Origin of the sequence: Streptomyces sp. NPDC051921, assembly GCF_040680975.1 — a bacterium.
Lineage (GTDB): Bacteria > Actinomycetota > Actinomycetes > Streptomycetales > Streptomycetaceae > Streptomyces.
The window spans coordinates 223,511-238,679 of record NZ_JBFAXU010000003.1 but is presented as its reverse complement, the minus strand read 5'-3'; the positions used below and the strand labels follow the sequence as shown (position 1 = coordinate 238,679).

Genomic DNA, 15,169 nt, shown 5'->3' with positions numbered 1-15,169 from the left:
CGGGAGCCCCGCCGATGAACCGAACCCGCGCCCTCGCCGTGCTGGCCGCCTCCGTCGCCCTGCTCGCGGGCTGCGCCCAGGGCGGCGAGGTGCCCGCCCGGTCCGCCGGGAGCCGGCCGGCCACGGCCTCCGCGCCGGCGAGCTCGGTGCCCTCCCCGACCGGCGCCACCCCCGACGGGACCCTGCTCGTGACCGACTTCGGCTCCGACACCGTCACGTTCGTCGACCCGGCACGGGGCCCGTTCGCGTCCGCCGAGGTCGGCACCGCGCCGTACGGCCTCGTCGTCGGCGCGGACGGGCGGGCCTGGGTCGCGACGGCCGAGGGCGTGGCCGTGGTGGACACCGGGACGCGCACCCGCCTCGCGCTCGTGCCGTTCCGGACGGCGACCGGTCCGGTGACCAGCGGCGAGTACCGGGGCGGCGGCATGGGCATCGCCCTGTCCCCCGACGGGCGCCGGGTCTACGTGGGCGTCAACGTGCCGGGCGGCAACGGCACCCTGGAGGTGATCGACACGACGGCGCTCCGGGTCGTCGACCGGGCGTCGGTCGGCCGTCGCCCCTTCGACGTGGACGTCTCGCGCGACGGGTCCGAGGTGTACGCGACGAACCACGACTCCTTCGACGTGACCGTGGTGCGGGCCGACAGCCTGCGCACCCGCCGGATCGAGGTGGCCCCGTACGGCACCGAGGGCGGTCTGGGCTCCTGGTTGAAGCCGCACTACGCGGCCGTGTCGCCCGCCGACGGAAAGCTGTTGCTGCCCTTCGAGGGCGAGCGGTTGGTGGTCGTCGACCCGCGCACCGGGCGCCAGGAGATCCGGCCGATGACGGCGAACACGCACCAGCACGGGGTCGCCGTCGCCCCCGACGGCACCCTGCTGACGGTCGGCACGGGCCCCATCGACCCGGAGACCGACCGGGGCCCCTCGCTGACCGTGCGCGAGCCGGACGGCAGCGAGCGCGTGATCCCGCTGGACGGCCCGCACGAGGGCGTCGCCGTCTCCGCCGACGGCGGGACCGCGTACGTCACCGGCGGGTTCACCCGCGACGGCTACTGGGACGGGCTGACGGTCGTCGACCTCGCCGACGGCTCGACCCGCCGCCTCCCGGCGGGGTCACGTCCGCTGGGCATCGCGGTCCTGTAGGTCCTCCCCGGTCCGCGGGGCGGACCGGGTCCGCCGGGTCCGCGGGCCGCGCGGAGCTGTCGGTGGCATGGTGTTGGCTGCTGGCAGCACCGGCCCCCGCAGGAGGAGACACCATGACCGCGTCCGCCCACCGCAATGCCCAGCCGCCCGCCGCCCAGGCCTCCCTGGGCGCCGGTGTGGTGGTGACCGACGCCGAGGGCCGGGTGCTGCTCGGTCTGCACCGCTCGGGCGTGTGGGAGCTGCCCGGCGGCAAGGTGGACCCGGGCGAGTCCATCGAGCAGGCGGCGGTCCGCGAACTCGCCGAGGAGACCACGCTCGTCGCCGCCGCCACCGACGTGTCGGTGATCGGCCTGGTCCTCGACACCGAGACCACGGCGGAGCTGACCCGCCTGACGGCCGCCACGGTCGTGCACGCCCACACCGGAGCCCCGGCCGTCGCCGAGCCCGACAAGATCGAGCGCTGGGAGTGGTTCCCGCCGGACGCCCTGCCCACCGCCCTGTTCGTGCCCTCGGCACAGGCCCTGAAGTTCTGGCGTCCCGAACTCCCGCTCCCGGACGCCGCGTTCCACCGGTACCACGTCATCCCGCAGGGCCTGCCCGCACCGAGGTAGCCGCCCCGGCCCTCCGGGCGCGCGCCGACCCCGCGGGGCCTGGCCCGAACCCCCGGCCGCTGTCATCATGCCGTCGGGGGGTGCGCTATGGAGCGGCTCGACCGGGTGACGGTGCCGCCGCCGGACGAGGCGGCGACACGGGCGGCGCGGGAAGCGGGACTCGGCGCCTACCGGCGCGGGTTCCGCGCCCGGCACACCGACGACGAGGGGGCGTTGCGGCGGCCCCCGTGGGCGCCGCCGCTCGCCCTCCTCCTCGCCCTCGCGGCCTTCACGGTGCCCGCCCTCGCGAGCCGTGCGGTCGGACCACGGCTCGGCGTCCCCCTGCTCCTCGTGCCCTTCGGGGCGGCGGCCTGGTTCCTGTGGCGGCTGCTGCGCACCAGGGTGGCGGCGCTGCGGCCCCGGGAGTACGTGTACCTGTACGAGCGGGGGCTGGTGTTCCCCGGCGAGGGCGGGGAGGCGCGGGCCGTGGCATGGCGGTGTGTCACGGCGATGCACCAGGACGTCACCCGCGTCCATGTGAACGGCGGCTACACGGGCACCCACTACGCCTACCGGCTGCGGACCGGCACCCGGGGCGAGGTGACGGTCGGCGGGTTCCTCGACGAGGAGACGGTGCCGCTTCCCGCCGACTCGCAGATCCGCGAGCTCGCCCAGATCGTGCTCGACGAGACGGTACGGCGCGCGATGCCGCCCGCGGTGGACGCCCTGGAGGCGGGCGAGGCCGTGGTCTTCGGCGAGGTGGGCCTGTACGGCCAGGGGATCCGGCTGCCGTCGGGGGCGGTGGTTCCGTGGGAGCGGGTGCGCCGGTGCGAGTGGCGCGGGGACGGGCTGGTCGTGGTGCGGACCTCGGGCGACGGGGGCTGGGCGCGGGAGGCGAAGGACATCCCCGACTTCCCGGTGTTCTGGTCGCTGGTCAAGGAGCTGTTCCCGCACGCGCGCGAGTACCGCCGCTGAGGATCGGCCGTGCCGGACCGGTGCGCGGCCGGTGGCGCCGCCGGTGGCCCTGGGCCCCGGCGGCCCGCCGGTGCGGCCGAGCGGACCGTACCGGACGGTAGCGGTCCGACCGCCCGCGGCGAGGTCCGGGAACACGCGGGTGGACACCGTGCGTCACCGAGCGCTGCGGGCCGGAGGTGGCTAGCGTGGCGGGGAGACAAGGACGTCATCGATCGGAAGCGAGTCTTCGTCATGGCCTCACGACCTCTGGGCACGCCGGTCTGGACCGACGCGATGTTCACCGACCCGGACGGTGCGAAGTCGTTCTACGGCGACGTGCTGGGCTGGACCTTCGGCGAGTCCGCCTCGGAGTTCGGCAACTACACCCAGGCCTACAAGAACGGCAAGGCGGTCGCCGCCGTCGTCCCGCCGATGCCCGGACAGGACGGCGAGCCGCAGTCGGCGTGGTGCCTCTACTTCGCCTCGCCCGACGTCGCCGCCACGGCCGAGAAGATCAAGGGCGCGGGCGGCACGATCCTGATGGAGCCCATGCAGGTGGGCGACTTCGGCTCGATGTGCCTGGCGCAGGACCCCACGGGCTGTGTGTTCGGTGTGTGGCAGGCCGGTGCCCACGAGGGATTCGAGCTGGAGGGCGAGAGCGGCAGCTACGTGTGGGCCGAGGTGTTCACGCGCGACCCGGCGAAGGCCGACGCCTTCTACGCGGCAGTCTTCGGCTACCGCTCGAAGAAGATGAAGGACGACAAGATCGACTACCGGGTCTTCGACCTCGGCGCCGACCCGCTGCTCGGCCGGATGGTGATGACGGCGGACGACTTCCCGGCGGAGATCCCCGCCTACATCCAGATCTACTTCGCCGTCGACAACTGCGACAAGGCGGTCGAGGCCGCCCAGGCGGCCGGCGGGCGGAAGGTCTTCGGCCCGATGGACAGCCCGTTCGGGCGCTTCGCCGCGCTGCTCGACCCGCAGGGGGCGGCCTTCGCGGTGATCGACACGAGGACCACGGTCGGCGAGATGCCCGAGATGGAGTGACCGACGCGCCCCGACCGGCTGCGGGTGCCCGGGACCGCGGGGGTTCCGGGCACCCGTACGTGCGCGGGCGTGGCGGACCCGGCCGGGTCAGGCGCCGTCGCGGACGGAGACGATGCCGTTGAAGACGCCGACGTACGCGGTGCCGTCGGGGCCGATGGTGATGGGCGCCCAGTTGTTGTCGTAGGCGGGGCCGGTGCCGGTGAGCCGGGACCAGGCCCGCGCGCCGGTGCGGAAGTCGACGGCCGTCAGGTACCAGGCGTCGATGCCGAGGACGTTCGGCCGCTTCTCGTAGAAGTAGAGCAGTCCGTTGGCGGTGGACAGTTTCGGCACGGTGGACGGCGAACGGACGTCGCTCTGCCACACGGTGTCGCAGCCGCTGCCGTCGGGCCGGACGTCGACGCGGGTGACGCCGCCCACGACGCTGCGGCCGAAGGTGAGCGAGGTGGGGTTCTCGTAGCCGTGGTTGTTCTCGACGACGAGGCTGTTTCCCCAGCTGATCAGGGAGTTGTCGGTGGTGGAGGCGCCGGAGCCGAAGACCGGGACCTTGCAGACGAGGCGGTCGGCCGCGGCGACGTCGGTGCCGCGCCGGTAGACGAGGACGTTCATGCGGTCGTCGGCGTTGTCGGTGATGGCGACGTAGGTCGCGCCGCCCTGGCCGAAGAGGTCGGGGGTGGTGCCCGAACCCTGGTTCACCGAGCCGGGTTTGGTTCCGGTGCCCCGGTCGTAGGTCTGCCGCCACTGGACCCTCGGGGTGCCGTCGGCGTCGGCGCGGAAGCTGTAGAGGGCGTGGTCGGAGACGATGGAGACGCCGTCCTCGGCGACGGAGAAGGAGTTCTGGATCTCCTCGCCGTCGAGCCGGACGGCGCGGGTGACGCCGGTGGCGGGGTCGACGGTGCCGACCCGGCCGAGCCGGGTGACCCACCAGATGCGGCCCTGCCAGTCCGGCATGACGGAGGTGACGGGGTCGCAGACGCCGCTGGGGAAGAGGTTGGTCCAGCTCACGCAGTCATGGGGGACGAGCGACGTGAGGTCCCAGTCGTTCTCGACGACGAACTCCCACGCTCCGTCGCTCTTCTGACGGTGTGCGATGCGCAGGACGTGCTGGCGGGAGTCGGCGAGGACGACCCGGTCCCGGTCGTCGAGGTAGAAGTAGGCGCCGCCGGAGGTGTCCTTGAAGATCTTCTCGAAGTCGAGCCGGGTGATGGCCTCGACGGTGGAGGAGCGCTGCGGCAGCTGGTACTCGGCGAGGGTGTCGAGCGTGCGCGGGTCGAGCAGCTTGAGCAGGAAGCCCTGGAAGGTGCCGCACACGGTGACGAGCCGGCCGCCGGAGTCGAAGGTGACGGTGGCGCATTCGCCGCCGAGCGCGGCGATCTTCTCGCTGTCGACGCGCGGCTCGCGGCCCAGCGGCCCCGAGTAGGGGTGGGTGCCGCTGCCGGCGGCGTCGGCGTGCATGCCGCTGCGCCCGTTGGGGGCGAGGTACGGGTGCTGGGGCGGAGCGTCGGCGGGGACGGGACGGGCGGTGGCGGGCGCCCCCTCGTAGTGGTCGACGAGCCGGTGCCCGGGGGCGAGCGGTATCCCGTCGGCGACGGCGACGGGCGCGGCGAGCGCGAGGGCGGTCGCGCTCACGGCGGCGACCAGCGCGAGTGCGCGGGCTCGCCGGCGGGGGGGGTCGGGTGGTCAATGCGGCTCCTCGGGTCCGTACGAAGGTCGCGCCGGCGGCCGACGCTAGGCCCGAGTGCTGGAGATGTACATGGAAACGCCCGCCGTTTCACGGGCACTTCATGATCATGCAACGTACGAGCGGAGCACGGTCAGGGTTTGAGGCTGGAGACCACGTTGGCCGTCGCGGCCACCCCGTTCTGGATGGTCGGCGCCATGCTGGTGCTCGCCAGGAAGAAGCCGAGCAGGGCGCAGACGATGGCGTGCGAGACCTTCAGGCCGCCGTTGCGGAGAAAGATCACCGCCAGGATCAGCAGAAGCAGCACCACGGATACGGAAATGGCCATCGTGCTCACCCTCCTTGCGCCGCACCGGAATTGCGGCGTTCGGCGGACAGTGTGACGGAAGGGACGATCCGGACGGCGGTACGGCAGGGCGGCCATCCGGGTGACTTTCCGGAGCAGGCCGTTCCTCAGGCGTGCCCCAGAGCCTCCGCGATGCTCGGCAGCCGGATGGCCTCCAGCTCGTCGTCGGCGAGGAGGCCGGCGACGAGCGCGGCGCTGCCGAAGACCTCCGTGGCGCTCAGGTCCCAGTCGGTCAGCACGAACCAGGAGCCGTCGACCGCCCACCACTGGGCGGGGAACTGGGCCGGGCCCCCGTCGCCGCGGCCCGAGGACCGGTCGTGGTGCGCGGGGGCGTCGGCGAGGCGCCCGCGGCGGGCCGGAACGGGCGAGCCGACGTCCTCGATGGGCGCCTGGGCCGCGTAGCAGGCCGTGTCCGGACCGTCGGCGTGGTGCAGGGCGAGCAGCGCCGTGAGCCGGACGAGACAGTCGCGGTCGATCTCCCCGGCCGAGGGGCCCTCGTGGGCCTCGCGGCCGGGGACGTCCTGGAAGACCAGGTACGAGGGCGTGAGGGGCCAGTCGTCGAGACGCCGGCCGACTCCCGCCAGGACCTCACGCCAGCGCACCCGGCGCGTGCCGTCGTGGATCGTGTGCAGCACCCAGCAGCGGTCCTCGTACCCCTGCCGCGGCTCGTGGCCGAGCACCGACTCCGCCGCCTCCAGGGCGGGCCGCATCCCGCCGAGCGGATGGGTGTCGGGGAGCGGCGTCCAAGGGCTGGTCATCCCGCATTCTCTCCCGGACCACGGGCGCACTCCGCCCACTCGACCGTCCGGTCGCACCAGCGCTCCAGGAGGACCCGGTCGTGGCCGACGGCGAGCAGCCCCGCGCCGGACTCCGCGCGATAGCTCTCGACGGCCGCGACGAGGGCCGCCGTCGTCGAGGCGTCGAGCATCGCGGTCATCTCGTCGCAGATCAGCCACCGGGGCCGCAGCACCAGGGCTCGGGCCAGGCAGGCGCGTTGCAGCTGCCCGTCGCTGACCTCGTGCGGCCGGCGGGCGAGCAGGTCCTCGGTGAGGCCGACGGCCGGCACGAGCGCGGCGAGCCGCTCGGGAAGCAGGTCGCGGCGCCCGGTCGCGCGCAGCGGCTCGGCGATCAGGTCGGCGAGCCGCAGGCGCGGGTCGGCGGAGAGCCGGGGCTGCTGGAAGACGACGCCGAGGGAGGTGCGCAGGGCGCGTGGGGCACGGTGTCGCCAGGCCCGGATCTCGGTGCCGTCGACGAGGACCCGGCCGGCGTCGGGGCGGTGCAGCAGCGCGGCGACCCGGGCGAGGGTGGACTTGCCGCAGCCGCTCGGGCCGAGCAGCCCGACGGACTCGCCGGGGGCGACGGTGAGGTCGGCGTCCCGGACGACCGGGCTGCGCGGCTCGTATCCGGCGGTGACGCGGTGGAGTTCAAGCACGGGGCGCTCCCGGGGGGTGATGGCAGGCGAGCCCTGTCCGGAACTCCGGCCGCACCGCGCAGGCCTCGTCGGCCCGGGAGCAGCGCGGGGCGAAGGCGCAGCCCGCGGGCAGGTCGGAGAGTGCCGGCGGGAGTCCTGGGACGGGCGTGAACTCCCGCTCGGGCAGGGCGTCGAGGAGTCCCCGGGCGTACGGGTGGCGGGGGCCGGAGTCGCCGAAGAAGCGGGCTGCGGAGGTGAGTTCGACGATGCGCCCGGCGTACATGACGGCCACCCGGTCGGCGACCCGGCGGGCCGCCGCCAGGTCGTGGGTGATGAGCAGCAGGGCCTTGCCCTGGTCGGCGTGGCGGCGCAGCTCGTCGGCGGTGCGGTCGACGAGTTCGCGGTCGAGTCCGGTGGTGGGTTCGTCGGCGAGCAGCAGGGGTGCGTCGCCGATCAGGGCGAGGGCCGTGGCGGCGCGCTGGGCGAGTCCCCCGGAGAGCTCGTGCGGGTAGCGGTCGAGGTGCCCGGCCGGGAACGCGGCCCGTTCGGCGGCCGCCTCGGCCGCCGTGCGCCGCTCGCGCCGCGGGGTGTCGGTGAGCGCCCGTACGGTCTCTTCCAGATGGGCGCGCACGGTGCGCACCGGGGTGAGGTGGGCGGCGGGGCTCTGTGGCACGAGACCGACGCGCCGGCCCCGTACGGTGCGGGCGAGGGTGCGTTCGTCCGCGGCGAGCAGGTCGAGGGCGGGCTGCTGCCCGGCCCCACCCCGCGCGCGCTTCCCGGGCCGGTCGTCCCCGGTGGGTCCGTCGACGTCACCGGGCTCGGGACCGCCCGTCAGGAGCGCGGTGCCCGTGGTCTGCGCGTTGCCGGGGAGGAGGCCGAGGAGGGCGGAGGCGAGGACGGACTTGCCGCAGCCGCTCTCTCCGACGAGGGCGAGGCACTCGCCCGCCGCGAGGTCGAACGCGGCGTCGGTGACGGCGGCGACGTGCCGCCCGCCGCGCAGCCGGAAGCGGACGGTGAGGCCGCGGACGCTGAGGACGGCGTCGGAGGCGCGCTCGGCGGTGACCGCCTCGAGGGCGCGCGCGATCTGCTCGTTCACAGCATCAGCTCCGACCGGCGGCGCGGATCGAGCCGGTCGCGCCAGACTCCGGCGAGGCCGGCGAGGGCGAGGGTCGGCACGACGAGGAGCAGGCCCGGGAAGAGGGTCGGCCACCAGTGGCCCGCGAGCAGCGAGGAGCGGGCGGTCTGGACGAGGTTGCCGAGGCTGGCCTGGTGGCTGGGCAGTCCGAGGCCGAGGAAGGACAGCGCGGACTCGTGCCACATGGCGTGCGGCACCATGAGCACGGCGGCGAGCCCGGCCTGCGGGAGCACCGCGGGCAGCAGGTGCCGTACGGCGATCCGCCACCGCGAGGAGCCGCCGGAGATCGCCGCGTCGACGAAGGGCCGGGAGCGCAGCGAGAGGACCTCGGAGCGGACGATCCGGGCGGTGGACAGCCAGTGGGTGAGGGCCACGGAGACGATCACCGGCCAGACCCCGGGCCGGAACATGGCCACGACGAAGATGCCGAGCAGCAGGTGCGGCACGGACGAGAAGCCGTCGACGATCCGCATCGCGAACCGGTCGAACCGGCCGCCGAGCGCGCCCGCGGCACCGCCGACGGCGGTGCCGATGACGGTCGCGACGAGGGCGGCGACCAGGCCGACGAGGAGCGAGATCCGCAGTCCGTAGACGCAGCGCAGGAGCAGGTCGCGGCCGACGTCGTCGGTGCCGAAGGGGTGCTCCCACGAGGGCGGCAGGAGCTTGCGCCCCAGGTCGACGGCTTGTTCGTCCAGTGGGACGAGCGGCGGGACGAGGAGGACGGCGAGGCCGACGGCGCCGACGATCAGGGCGGAGGTCCCCAGCCGGACCCGCCGGGTGCGGGGGTCAGCCATCGAAGCCCACCCTCGGGTCGGCGAGCCCGTACAGGAGGTCGGAGAGGAGGTTGCCGAGCAGGACGGCCGCGGTGGCGAGCACGGTGAGGGCGGCGAGGAGCGGGAAGTCGACGGAGACGGCGGCCTGGACGGTGGCGGCGGCGATGCCGGGCCAGCTGAAGACGGTCTCCACGAGGAGGGCTCCGGTGATGAGTTCGGGGACGCGGGAGCCGACGAGCGTGAGCACCGGCAGCATGCCGGAGCGCAGGGCGTGGCCGGTGAGGACGGTCCGTTCGGCGAGGCCGCGGGCGCGGGCGCCGCGCACCGGGTCCTCCTCCAGGGCGTCGCCGACTCCCTGCCGTACGTACAGGAAGAACCAGGGCAGTTGGGAGGTCCCGAGGACGAACGCGGGCAGCACGAGGTGGCTCGCCACCTGACCGGCGGTGACGGTGTCGCTCGCGGTGTCGGTGAGGCCGCCGGCGGGCAGCGCCCCCAGCTCCAGGGCGAAGAACCAGATGGCGAGCAGGCCGAGCCAGAAGGCGGGGGCGGCTTCGAGGGTGTACGCGGCGGAGCTGACGGCCCGGTCGAGGAGGCCGCCGCGGCGCCGTCCGGCGAGGACGCCGAGGGCGGTGCCGAGGGTGATCGCGACGAGGAAGGCGGTGGCGGCGAGCAGCGCGGACCAGCCGACGCGTTCGGCGATCACGTCGACGACCGGTTGCCGCAGGACGCCGGAGTCGCCGAGGTCGCCCTGGACGGCGTGGCCGAGCCAGTCCCACCAGCGGGTGAGCCAGGGCCGGTCGACGCCGAGGTTGGCACGCAGCTGGTCGAGGTTCTCCTGTGAGGCGGTGAGTCCGGCGGTGCCGGCGTAGGCCTTGACGGGGTCGAAGGGGGAGGCGGCGGCGACGGCGAAGACCGCGAGGGTGACGGCGAGCAGGACGGGGACGGCGGCCAGGGCGCGCCGTCCGGTCATCCGGGCCATGGCCCCCCAGGGGAGGCGGCGGCTCACTTCGCGGTCCCTCCGGCGCTCTTCGGCTTCCAGTCCTCGATGTTCCACCAGGGGCCCGAGCCGAGGCCGTGGTCGTGCGGCTCGACCTGGGTGCGGAGGCCGCCGCCGGGCGTCGCGTCCCAGCGGTCGTCGACGACGTAGAGGTGGTCGACGTGGGTGAGGAAGGTGTAGCCGGGGTTCTTCACCAGTTGGCGCTGGACGGTGTCGTACGCGGCGCGGCGCCGGGTGAGGTCGTTCGTGCGGCGGCCGTCCTCCAGCGCCCGGTCGACGGTCGGGTCGGTGTACCGGGCCATGTTGTTGAAGCCGTCGCCGGCGAGGCCGGACTTCAGGAGGAGGTACTGGTCGAAGTCGGGGTCGCCGGGCGAGCCGCCGCCGGCGAGGACGGCGTCGGTCTTCATGCGGGGCTCGATGACCTCCCAGGTGCCGGCCTGGGTGGTGACGGCGATGCCCGCCTTCTTGGCGTCGGAGGCGTAGGCGAGGGCGTGGTCCTGGCGGAGCTTGTCGCCGGAGAGGTACCAGAGCGGGAAGGCGGCGCGGACGCCGTTCCTGACGCGGACGCCGTCGGGGCCGGGCTTCCAGCCGGCCTCGTCGAGGATCTTCCGGGCACCGGCGAGGTCGTGGCGGCGCTCGGTGCCCTTCGCGAACCAGGGGCTGTCGGTGGGGACGGGTCCGTACGCGGGCTTGCCGGCGCCTTCGAGGATCTTGTCGACCATGGTCCGGCGGTCGACGGCGAGGTCGAGGGCCCGGCGGACGGCCACGTCGCCGGCGACCTGGTGGTGGGTGGGGAGGGTGACGGTGCGGTAGTCGTAGGTGGCGGCCCGGTACGTCCGCTTCGTCTTGTCGGCCCGGAATCCGGCGGCGAGGGCGGGCGGCAGGATGGCGGCATCGAGGTCGCCGGCGCGCAGCCGGGTGGCGCGGACGTCGTCGTCCTTGATGACGGCCATGGTGAACTTCTTCACGGCCGGGGCGCCGCCCCAGTAGGCCGGGTTGGCCTCGAAGGTGAGCTTCTCGCCCTTGGACCAGCCGGTGAGGACGTACGGGCCGGTGCCGACGGGCTTCGTCGTGAACGGGCCGGTGTTGACGTCCTGCCGGCCGGCGACGTGTTCGGGGGCGATGGCGAGGACGGTGCGCCGGGCGAAGGGCGCGTAGGGGTACTTGAGGGTGAAGACGACGGTGTCGTCGCCGACGGCCGTGACGTCCCGGAGCGCGTCGAGCTCGGTGCGCGAGGCGTTGTTGGTGCGCGGGTCGAGGACGGTCCGGTAGGTGAAGACGACGTCCTCGGCGGTGAAGGGCTGTCCGTCGCTGAACTTCACGCCCGGGCGCAGCTTGTAGGTGTACGTCAGGCCGTCGGTGCTGACGGTGGGCAGGGCGGCGGCGAGGGCGGGACGCAGCTCCATGTCGGCGTCGAAGGCGAGCAGCCCGTCGAAGATCTTGGAGTTGCCGTCCTTGCCGTAGCCGAGGAGGGGGCTGAGGGTCTCGGGTTCGTAGGCGATGCCGACGACCGCGGAATCCCTGGGTCCGCCGGAGCCCGCGGCACCGCCGCCGGGATTCGAGCAGGCCGCCGCGGCGAGGGCCGCGGCCCCGGTGAGTATCGCGGCGGTCGCGCGGCGGACGGATCGGGCGGCCATGGTGTCCACACCCCTCTTGAAGATCAACTGCTATTGCGAACAGCTCGCAATTAAACAGTATGTAAAGGGGTGCGGACACATGGGCCCCTTACTCGGGGGCGGGCAGGTCCACCAGGGAGGCGATGGCGTCGTGGTGGCGGCCGGCCGAACCCAGCGCCGTCTGGTCGGATTTGGCCCGCTTCAGCGCCAGGTGTGCGGGGTGCTCCCAGGTCATGCCGATGCCGCCGTGCAGCTGGACGCACTCCTCGGCGGCGCGCACCGCGGTCTTCGAGCAGTACGCCTGGGCGACGGCCACGGTCAGCGCGGCGTCCGGGGCACCGGTCGCCAGCGCGTCGGCGGCGGCGCGGGCCGCCGCCCTGGCGCCCACGAGCTCCAGCCAGAGCTGGGCCATCCGGTGCTTCAGGGCCTGGAACGAGCCGACCGGCCGGTTGAACTGGTGCCGTTCCCCGGTGTGCCGGACGGTCTCCTCCAGGCACCACTCGGCGAGCCCGAGCTGCTCGGAGGCGAGCAGTCCCGCCCCGGCGAGCAGTCCGCGCCGCACGGCCGCGGCCGCCGCGTCGGCACCCGCCAGCCGGACCCCGGCGGCGCCGTCCGCGTCGACGACGGCCAGCGGCCGGGTGAGGTCGAGCGAGGACTGCGGGGTGATCACCGCGTCGGCGGCGGGGACGGCGTACAGCCCGTCGGCGCGCGGGACGAGGAGGACGTCGGCGGCGACGGCGTCGGCGACGGCCGGCACGGGCCCGGACCGGACCCCGCCTCCCGCCGGTGCGGTGGACAGAGGCACCGCGAGCACGGCGACGCGTTCGCCGCTCGCCAGCGCCGTGAGGAGCTCCGCGACCGGGCCGCCGTCGGCGCCGAGCGCCAGCAGCGTCTCGGTCGCCACCACCGCGCCGGTGAGGAACGGGACGGGGGTGACCGCCCGGCCGAGTTCCTCCAGGACCACGGCGGCCTCGCGGTGGCTCGCGCCCTGGCCGCCCAGCCGCTCGGGGACGAGGAGTCCGGCGGCGCCGATCCCGCCGCCGAGCGCCTCCCACAGGCCGGGGACGTAGGGGACGTCGCCCTCGATCCGGCCGAGCACGGTCCGCGCGTCGGCCCGGTCGGCGAGCAGGGAGCGGACCGCGGCGCGCAGATCGTCCTCGGTGTCGGAGTACAGGAGATCCCTCGGAGAGGTCTCCGTCGTGGCCGTCGTTGCCGTCGTGTCCGTCATCGGGCGAGGTCCTTCCAGGCGACGTCCTTGTCGTTGCGGGGCTCGGCGGGCAGTCCGAGGACCCGCTCGGCGACGATGTTGAGCAGCACCTCGCTCGTGCCGCCCTCGATCGAGTTGCCCTTGGCGCGCAGATAGCGGTAGCCGGCGTCGCGGCCGGTGAAGTCGACCAGGTCGGGCCGGGCCATCGCCCACTCCCCGTACAACAGGCCCTCGTCGCCGAGGAGTTCCACCTCCAGGGCGCTGATCGCCTGGTTGAGGCGGGCGAAGCCGAGCTTCATCGCGCTGCCCTCGGGACCCGGCTGGCCGGCCACGAGCTGCTGGCGCAGCCGCTCGCCGGTGAGCCGGGCCACCTCGGCGTCGACCCACAGGTCGAGCAGCCGGCGGTGCAGGTCGTGGGTGCGCAGCTCGGGGCGGGCCCGCCAGGTCTCGGCGGCCTTGCCGATCATGCCGCCCTCGCGGGGGACGCGGGCGCCGCCGATGGAGACGCGCTCGTTCATGAGGGTGGTCTGGGCCACCCGCCAGCCGTCGCCGACCTCGCCGAGCCGGTGGGCGTCGGGGATGCGCACGTTCGTCAGGAACACCTCGTTGAACTCGGCCTCGCCGGTGAGCTGGCGCAGCGGCCGGACCTCGACCCCGGGGTCGGTCATGTCGCAGACGAAGTAGGTGATGCCCCGGTGCTTGGGCAGGTCGGGGTCGGTGCGGGCGATGAGGATGGCCCAGCGGGCCACGTGGGCGCTGGAGGTCCACACCTTCTGCCCGTCGACCACCCAGGTTCCCCCGTCCTCGCGGACGGCGCGGGTGCCGAGGGCCGCGAGGTCGGAGCCGGCGCCGGGCTCGCTGAACAGCTGGCACCAGACCTCCTCGCCGACCCAAAGGGGCTTCAGGAAGCGCTCCTTGACCTCCTGGGAGGCGTACGCGAGGAGGGTGGGGGCGGCCATGCCGAGACCGATGCCGATCCGACGGGGGTCGTTGTCGGGGGCTCCCGCGGCGGCGAGTTCGGCGTCGACGACGACCTGGAGGGAGCGCGGGGCGTCGAGCCCGCCGAGGCCCACCGGGTAGTGCACCCAGGCCAGGCCCGCGTCGAAGCGGGCGCGCAGGAAGTCGCCGCGTTCGGTCGTGGCGGGCGGGTGCTCGGCGAGCAACCGCCGGGTGCGGTCCACGAGTTCGGCGGCGTCGGGACGGACTGCCGTCATGCGCGGGCTCCTTCCGGGAGGACGACGAGCCGGCCGGTGGTGGTGCCCTCGGAGAGGCGCTGCACGGCGTCGGCGGCGGCGCCGAAGGGGACGCGCTCGCTCACGTACGGCCTGACGAGGCCCTTGGCGGCGAGCTCGGTGAGGGTCTCGTGGCAGCGCAGGACGGCGGCCGGGTCCTTCAGGTTGTACAGGCCCCAGTGCAGGCCCACGATCGAGTAGTTCTTGATCAGCGCGTGGTTGAGGGCGGGCGCCGGGACGGTGCCGCTCGCGAAGCCGACGACCAGGATCCGGCCCTCGAAGGCCACCAGCTTGGCGGACTGCTGGTAGGCGGCGCCGCCGACCGGGTCGTAGACCACGTCGGCGCCGCGCCCGCCGGTGGCCTCCTTGACGGCCGCGACGACGTCCTCGGCGTGCCGGTCGACGACGACGTCGCAGCCGATCCCACGGGCGACGGCGGCCTTGTCCGCGCCGCCGACGACGCCGATCACGGTGGCGCCGGCCGCCTTGCCGAGCTGGACGGCGGCGCTGCCGACCCCGCCCGCGGCGGCGTGCACGAGCAGCGTCTCGCCCTCCCGGAGGCCCGCCCTGCGGTGCAGGCCGAACCAGCCGGTCTGGTAACCGATGTGCAGGGCGGCGGCCTCGGCGTCGTCCAGCGCCTCGGGCGCGGGCAGCAGCGTGGCCTCGTCGGCGACCGCGTACTCGGCGAGCCCGCCGTACGGCAGGGCGGGCGTCGCGATGACGCGGCGGCCGTCCTCCGTCTCGGCGCAGATCTCCACGCCCGGCGTGAAGGGCAGCGGGGGCCGCACCTGGTACTGCCCCCGGCACAGCAGGGCGTCCGGGAAGTTGAGTCCGGTGGCCAGGACCTTGAGCAGCACCTGACCGGGCCCCGGCTCGGGCCGGTCGGTCTCGTCGAGCTGCATCACCTCACCCGGTTCACCGTTCTCGTGCACTCGCCATGCCTGCATCCGGGGCCTCCACGTGCCGTCGTGCGTCCTGCGGGGTCGAACGCATACTAAGCGGTCGCTTGGCTTCGCGGAACCAGGCTCGCACGTCCTC

At 74.4% G+C, this 15,169-nt stretch carries 15 protein-coding genes; 4 read left to right on the top strand and 11 right to left on the bottom strand.

From position 1 onward, the window contains the following. The first annotated feature begins 14 nt into the window (after nucleotides 1–14). The 4 genes from AB0M16_RS05790 (at nucleotide 15) to AB0M16_RS05775 (ending at nucleotide 3,736) form a co-directional block, all read left to right on the top strand. Nucleotides 15–1,142 carry a YncE family protein gene (locus tag AB0M16_RS05790; protein ID WP_365339138.1) on the top strand — a complete coding sequence of 376 codons (1,128 nt, stop codon included), beginning with the start codon at nucleotides 15–17 and terminating at the stop codon, nucleotides 1,140–1,142. Nucleotides 1,143–1,255: 113 nt separating this feature from the next. Further along, the gene (locus tag AB0M16_RS05785; protein ID WP_365339136.1) at nucleotides 1,256–1,753 is read left to right on the top strand and encodes an NUDIX hydrolase; all 498 of its coding nucleotides are present in this window, start codon (nucleotides 1,256–1,258) and stop codon (nucleotides 1,751–1,753) included. Nucleotides 1,754–1,840: 87 nt separating this feature from the next. Further along, the gene (locus AB0M16_RS05780) at nucleotides 1,841–2,707 is read left to right on the top strand and encodes a DUF6585 family protein (RefSeq protein WP_365339134.1); all 867 of its coding nucleotides are present in this window, start codon (nucleotides 1,841–1,843) and stop codon (nucleotides 2,705–2,707) included. A 231-nt stretch (nucleotides 2,708–2,938) separates the two neighbouring features. After that, a complete protein-coding gene (locus AB0M16_RS05775; protein WP_365339132.1) occupies nucleotides 2,939–3,736 on the top strand; it encodes a VOC family protein in 798 nt (265 codons plus the stop codon). 87 nt (nucleotides 3,737–3,823) lie between these two features. Here AB0M16_RS05775 and AB0M16_RS05770 read toward each other — a convergent pair whose 3' ends face one another. The 11 genes from AB0M16_RS05770 to AB0M16_RS05720 form a co-directional block, all read right to left on the bottom strand. After that, entirely contained in the window at nucleotides 3,824–5,362 is a 1,539-nt protein-coding gene (locus AB0M16_RS05770; RefSeq protein WP_365339130.1) for a hypothetical protein, read from the bottom strand. Nucleotides 5,363–5,547: 185 nt separating this feature from the next. After that, nucleotides 5,548–5,742, bottom strand: a complete 195-nt coding sequence (locus AB0M16_RS05765) for a hypothetical protein (protein ID WP_365339128.1) — start codon at nucleotides 5,740–5,742, stop codon at nucleotides 5,548–5,550. A 125-nt stretch (nucleotides 5,743–5,867) separates the two neighbouring features. After that, complete coding sequence (locus tag AB0M16_RS05760) at nucleotides 5,868–6,518, bottom strand: hypothetical protein (protein ID WP_365339126.1); 651 nt, start codon at nucleotides 6,516–6,518, stop codon at nucleotides 5,868–5,870. Further along, entirely contained in the window at nucleotides 6,515–7,192 is a 678-nt protein-coding gene (locus tag AB0M16_RS05755; protein WP_365339124.1) for an ATP-binding cassette domain-containing protein, read from the bottom strand. The genes AB0M16_RS05760 and AB0M16_RS05755 overlap by 4 nt, the downstream gene beginning before the upstream one ends. Next, complete coding sequence (locus tag AB0M16_RS05750; RefSeq protein WP_365339122.1) at nucleotides 7,185–8,267, bottom strand: ABC transporter ATP-binding protein; 1,083 nt, start codon at nucleotides 8,265–8,267, stop codon at nucleotides 7,185–7,187. The genes AB0M16_RS05755 and AB0M16_RS05750 overlap by 8 nt, the downstream gene beginning before the upstream one ends. Beyond that, a complete protein-coding gene (locus tag AB0M16_RS05745) occupies nucleotides 8,264–9,100 on the bottom strand; it encodes an ABC transporter permease (RefSeq protein WP_365339120.1) in 837 nt (278 codons plus the stop codon). The genes AB0M16_RS05750 and AB0M16_RS05745 overlap by 4 nt, the downstream gene beginning before the upstream one ends. Continuing rightward, on the bottom strand, nucleotides 9,093–10,085 hold the full coding sequence (locus AB0M16_RS05740; protein WP_365339118.1) for an ABC transporter permease: 993 nt from the start codon (nucleotides 10,083–10,085) through the stop codon (nucleotides 9,093–9,095). Before AB0M16_RS05740 ends, AB0M16_RS05745 begins: the two co-directional genes overlap by 8 nt. Beyond that, the gene (locus tag AB0M16_RS05735; protein WP_365339116.1) at nucleotides 10,082–11,713 is read right to left on the bottom strand and encodes an ABC transporter substrate-binding protein; all 1,632 of its coding nucleotides are present in this window, start codon (nucleotides 11,711–11,713) and stop codon (nucleotides 10,082–10,084) included. The genes AB0M16_RS05740 and AB0M16_RS05735 overlap by 4 nt, the downstream gene beginning before the upstream one ends. An 88-nt stretch (nucleotides 11,714–11,801) precedes the next feature. Then, nucleotides 11,802–12,920: an acyl-CoA dehydrogenase family protein gene (locus AB0M16_RS05730; protein ID WP_365339114.1), complete on the bottom strand. Its 1,119-nt coding sequence runs from the start codon at nucleotides 12,918–12,920 to the stop codon at nucleotides 11,802–11,804. Then, a complete protein-coding gene (locus AB0M16_RS05725; protein WP_365339111.1) occupies nucleotides 12,917–14,113 on the bottom strand; it encodes an acyl-CoA dehydrogenase family protein in 1,197 nt (398 codons plus the stop codon). Before AB0M16_RS05725 ends, AB0M16_RS05730 begins: the two co-directional genes overlap by 4 nt. Continuing rightward, nucleotides 14,110–15,078, bottom strand: a complete 969-nt coding sequence (locus tag AB0M16_RS05720; RefSeq protein WP_365339109.1) for an NADPH:quinone oxidoreductase family protein — start codon at nucleotides 15,076–15,078, stop codon at nucleotides 14,110–14,112. The genes AB0M16_RS05725 and AB0M16_RS05720 overlap by 4 nt, the downstream gene beginning before the upstream one ends. Between the last annotated feature and the right edge of the window lie 91 nt (nucleotides 15,079–15,169).

Coding starts and splice junctions, on each gene's coding strand:
- AB0M16_RS05790 (WP_365339138.1), top strand. CDS start 15: ATGAACCGAACCCGCGCCCTCGCCGTGCTGGCCGCCTCCGTCGCCCTG.
- AB0M16_RS05785 (WP_365339136.1), top strand. CDS start 1,256: ATGACCGCGTCCGCCCACCGCAATGCCCAGCCGCCCGCCGCCCAGGCC.
- AB0M16_RS05780 (WP_365339134.1), top strand. CDS start 1,841: ATGGAGCGGCTCGACCGGGTGACGGTGCCGCCGCCGGACGAGGCGGCG.
- AB0M16_RS05775 (WP_365339132.1), top strand. CDS start 2,939: ATGGCCTCACGACCTCTGGGCACGCCGGTCTGGACCGACGCGATGTTC.
- AB0M16_RS05765 (WP_365339128.1), bottom strand. CDS start 5,742: ATGGCCATTTCCGTATCCGTGGTGCTGCTTCTGCTGATCCTGGCGGTG.
- AB0M16_RS05760 (WP_365339126.1), bottom strand. CDS start 6,518: ATGACCAGCCCTTGGACGCCGCTCCCCGACACCCATCCGCTCGGCGGG.
- AB0M16_RS05745 (WP_365339120.1), bottom strand. CDS start 9,100: ATGGCTGACCCCCGCACCCGGCGGGTCCGGCTGGGGACCTCCGCCCTG.
- AB0M16_RS05735 (WP_365339116.1), bottom strand. CDS start 11,713: ATGGCCGCCCGATCCGTCCGCCGCGCGACCGCCGCGATACTCACCGGG.
- AB0M16_RS05730 (WP_365339114.1), bottom strand. CDS start 12,920: ATGACGGACACGACGGCAACGACGGCCACGACGGAGACCTCTCCGAGG.
- AB0M16_RS05725 (WP_365339111.1), bottom strand. CDS start 14,113: ATGACGGCAGTCCGTCCCGACGCCGCCGAACTCGTGGACCGCACCCGG.
- AB0M16_RS05720 (WP_365339109.1), bottom strand. CDS start 15,078: ATGCAGGCATGGCGAGTGCACGAGAACGGTGAACCGGGTGAGGTGATG.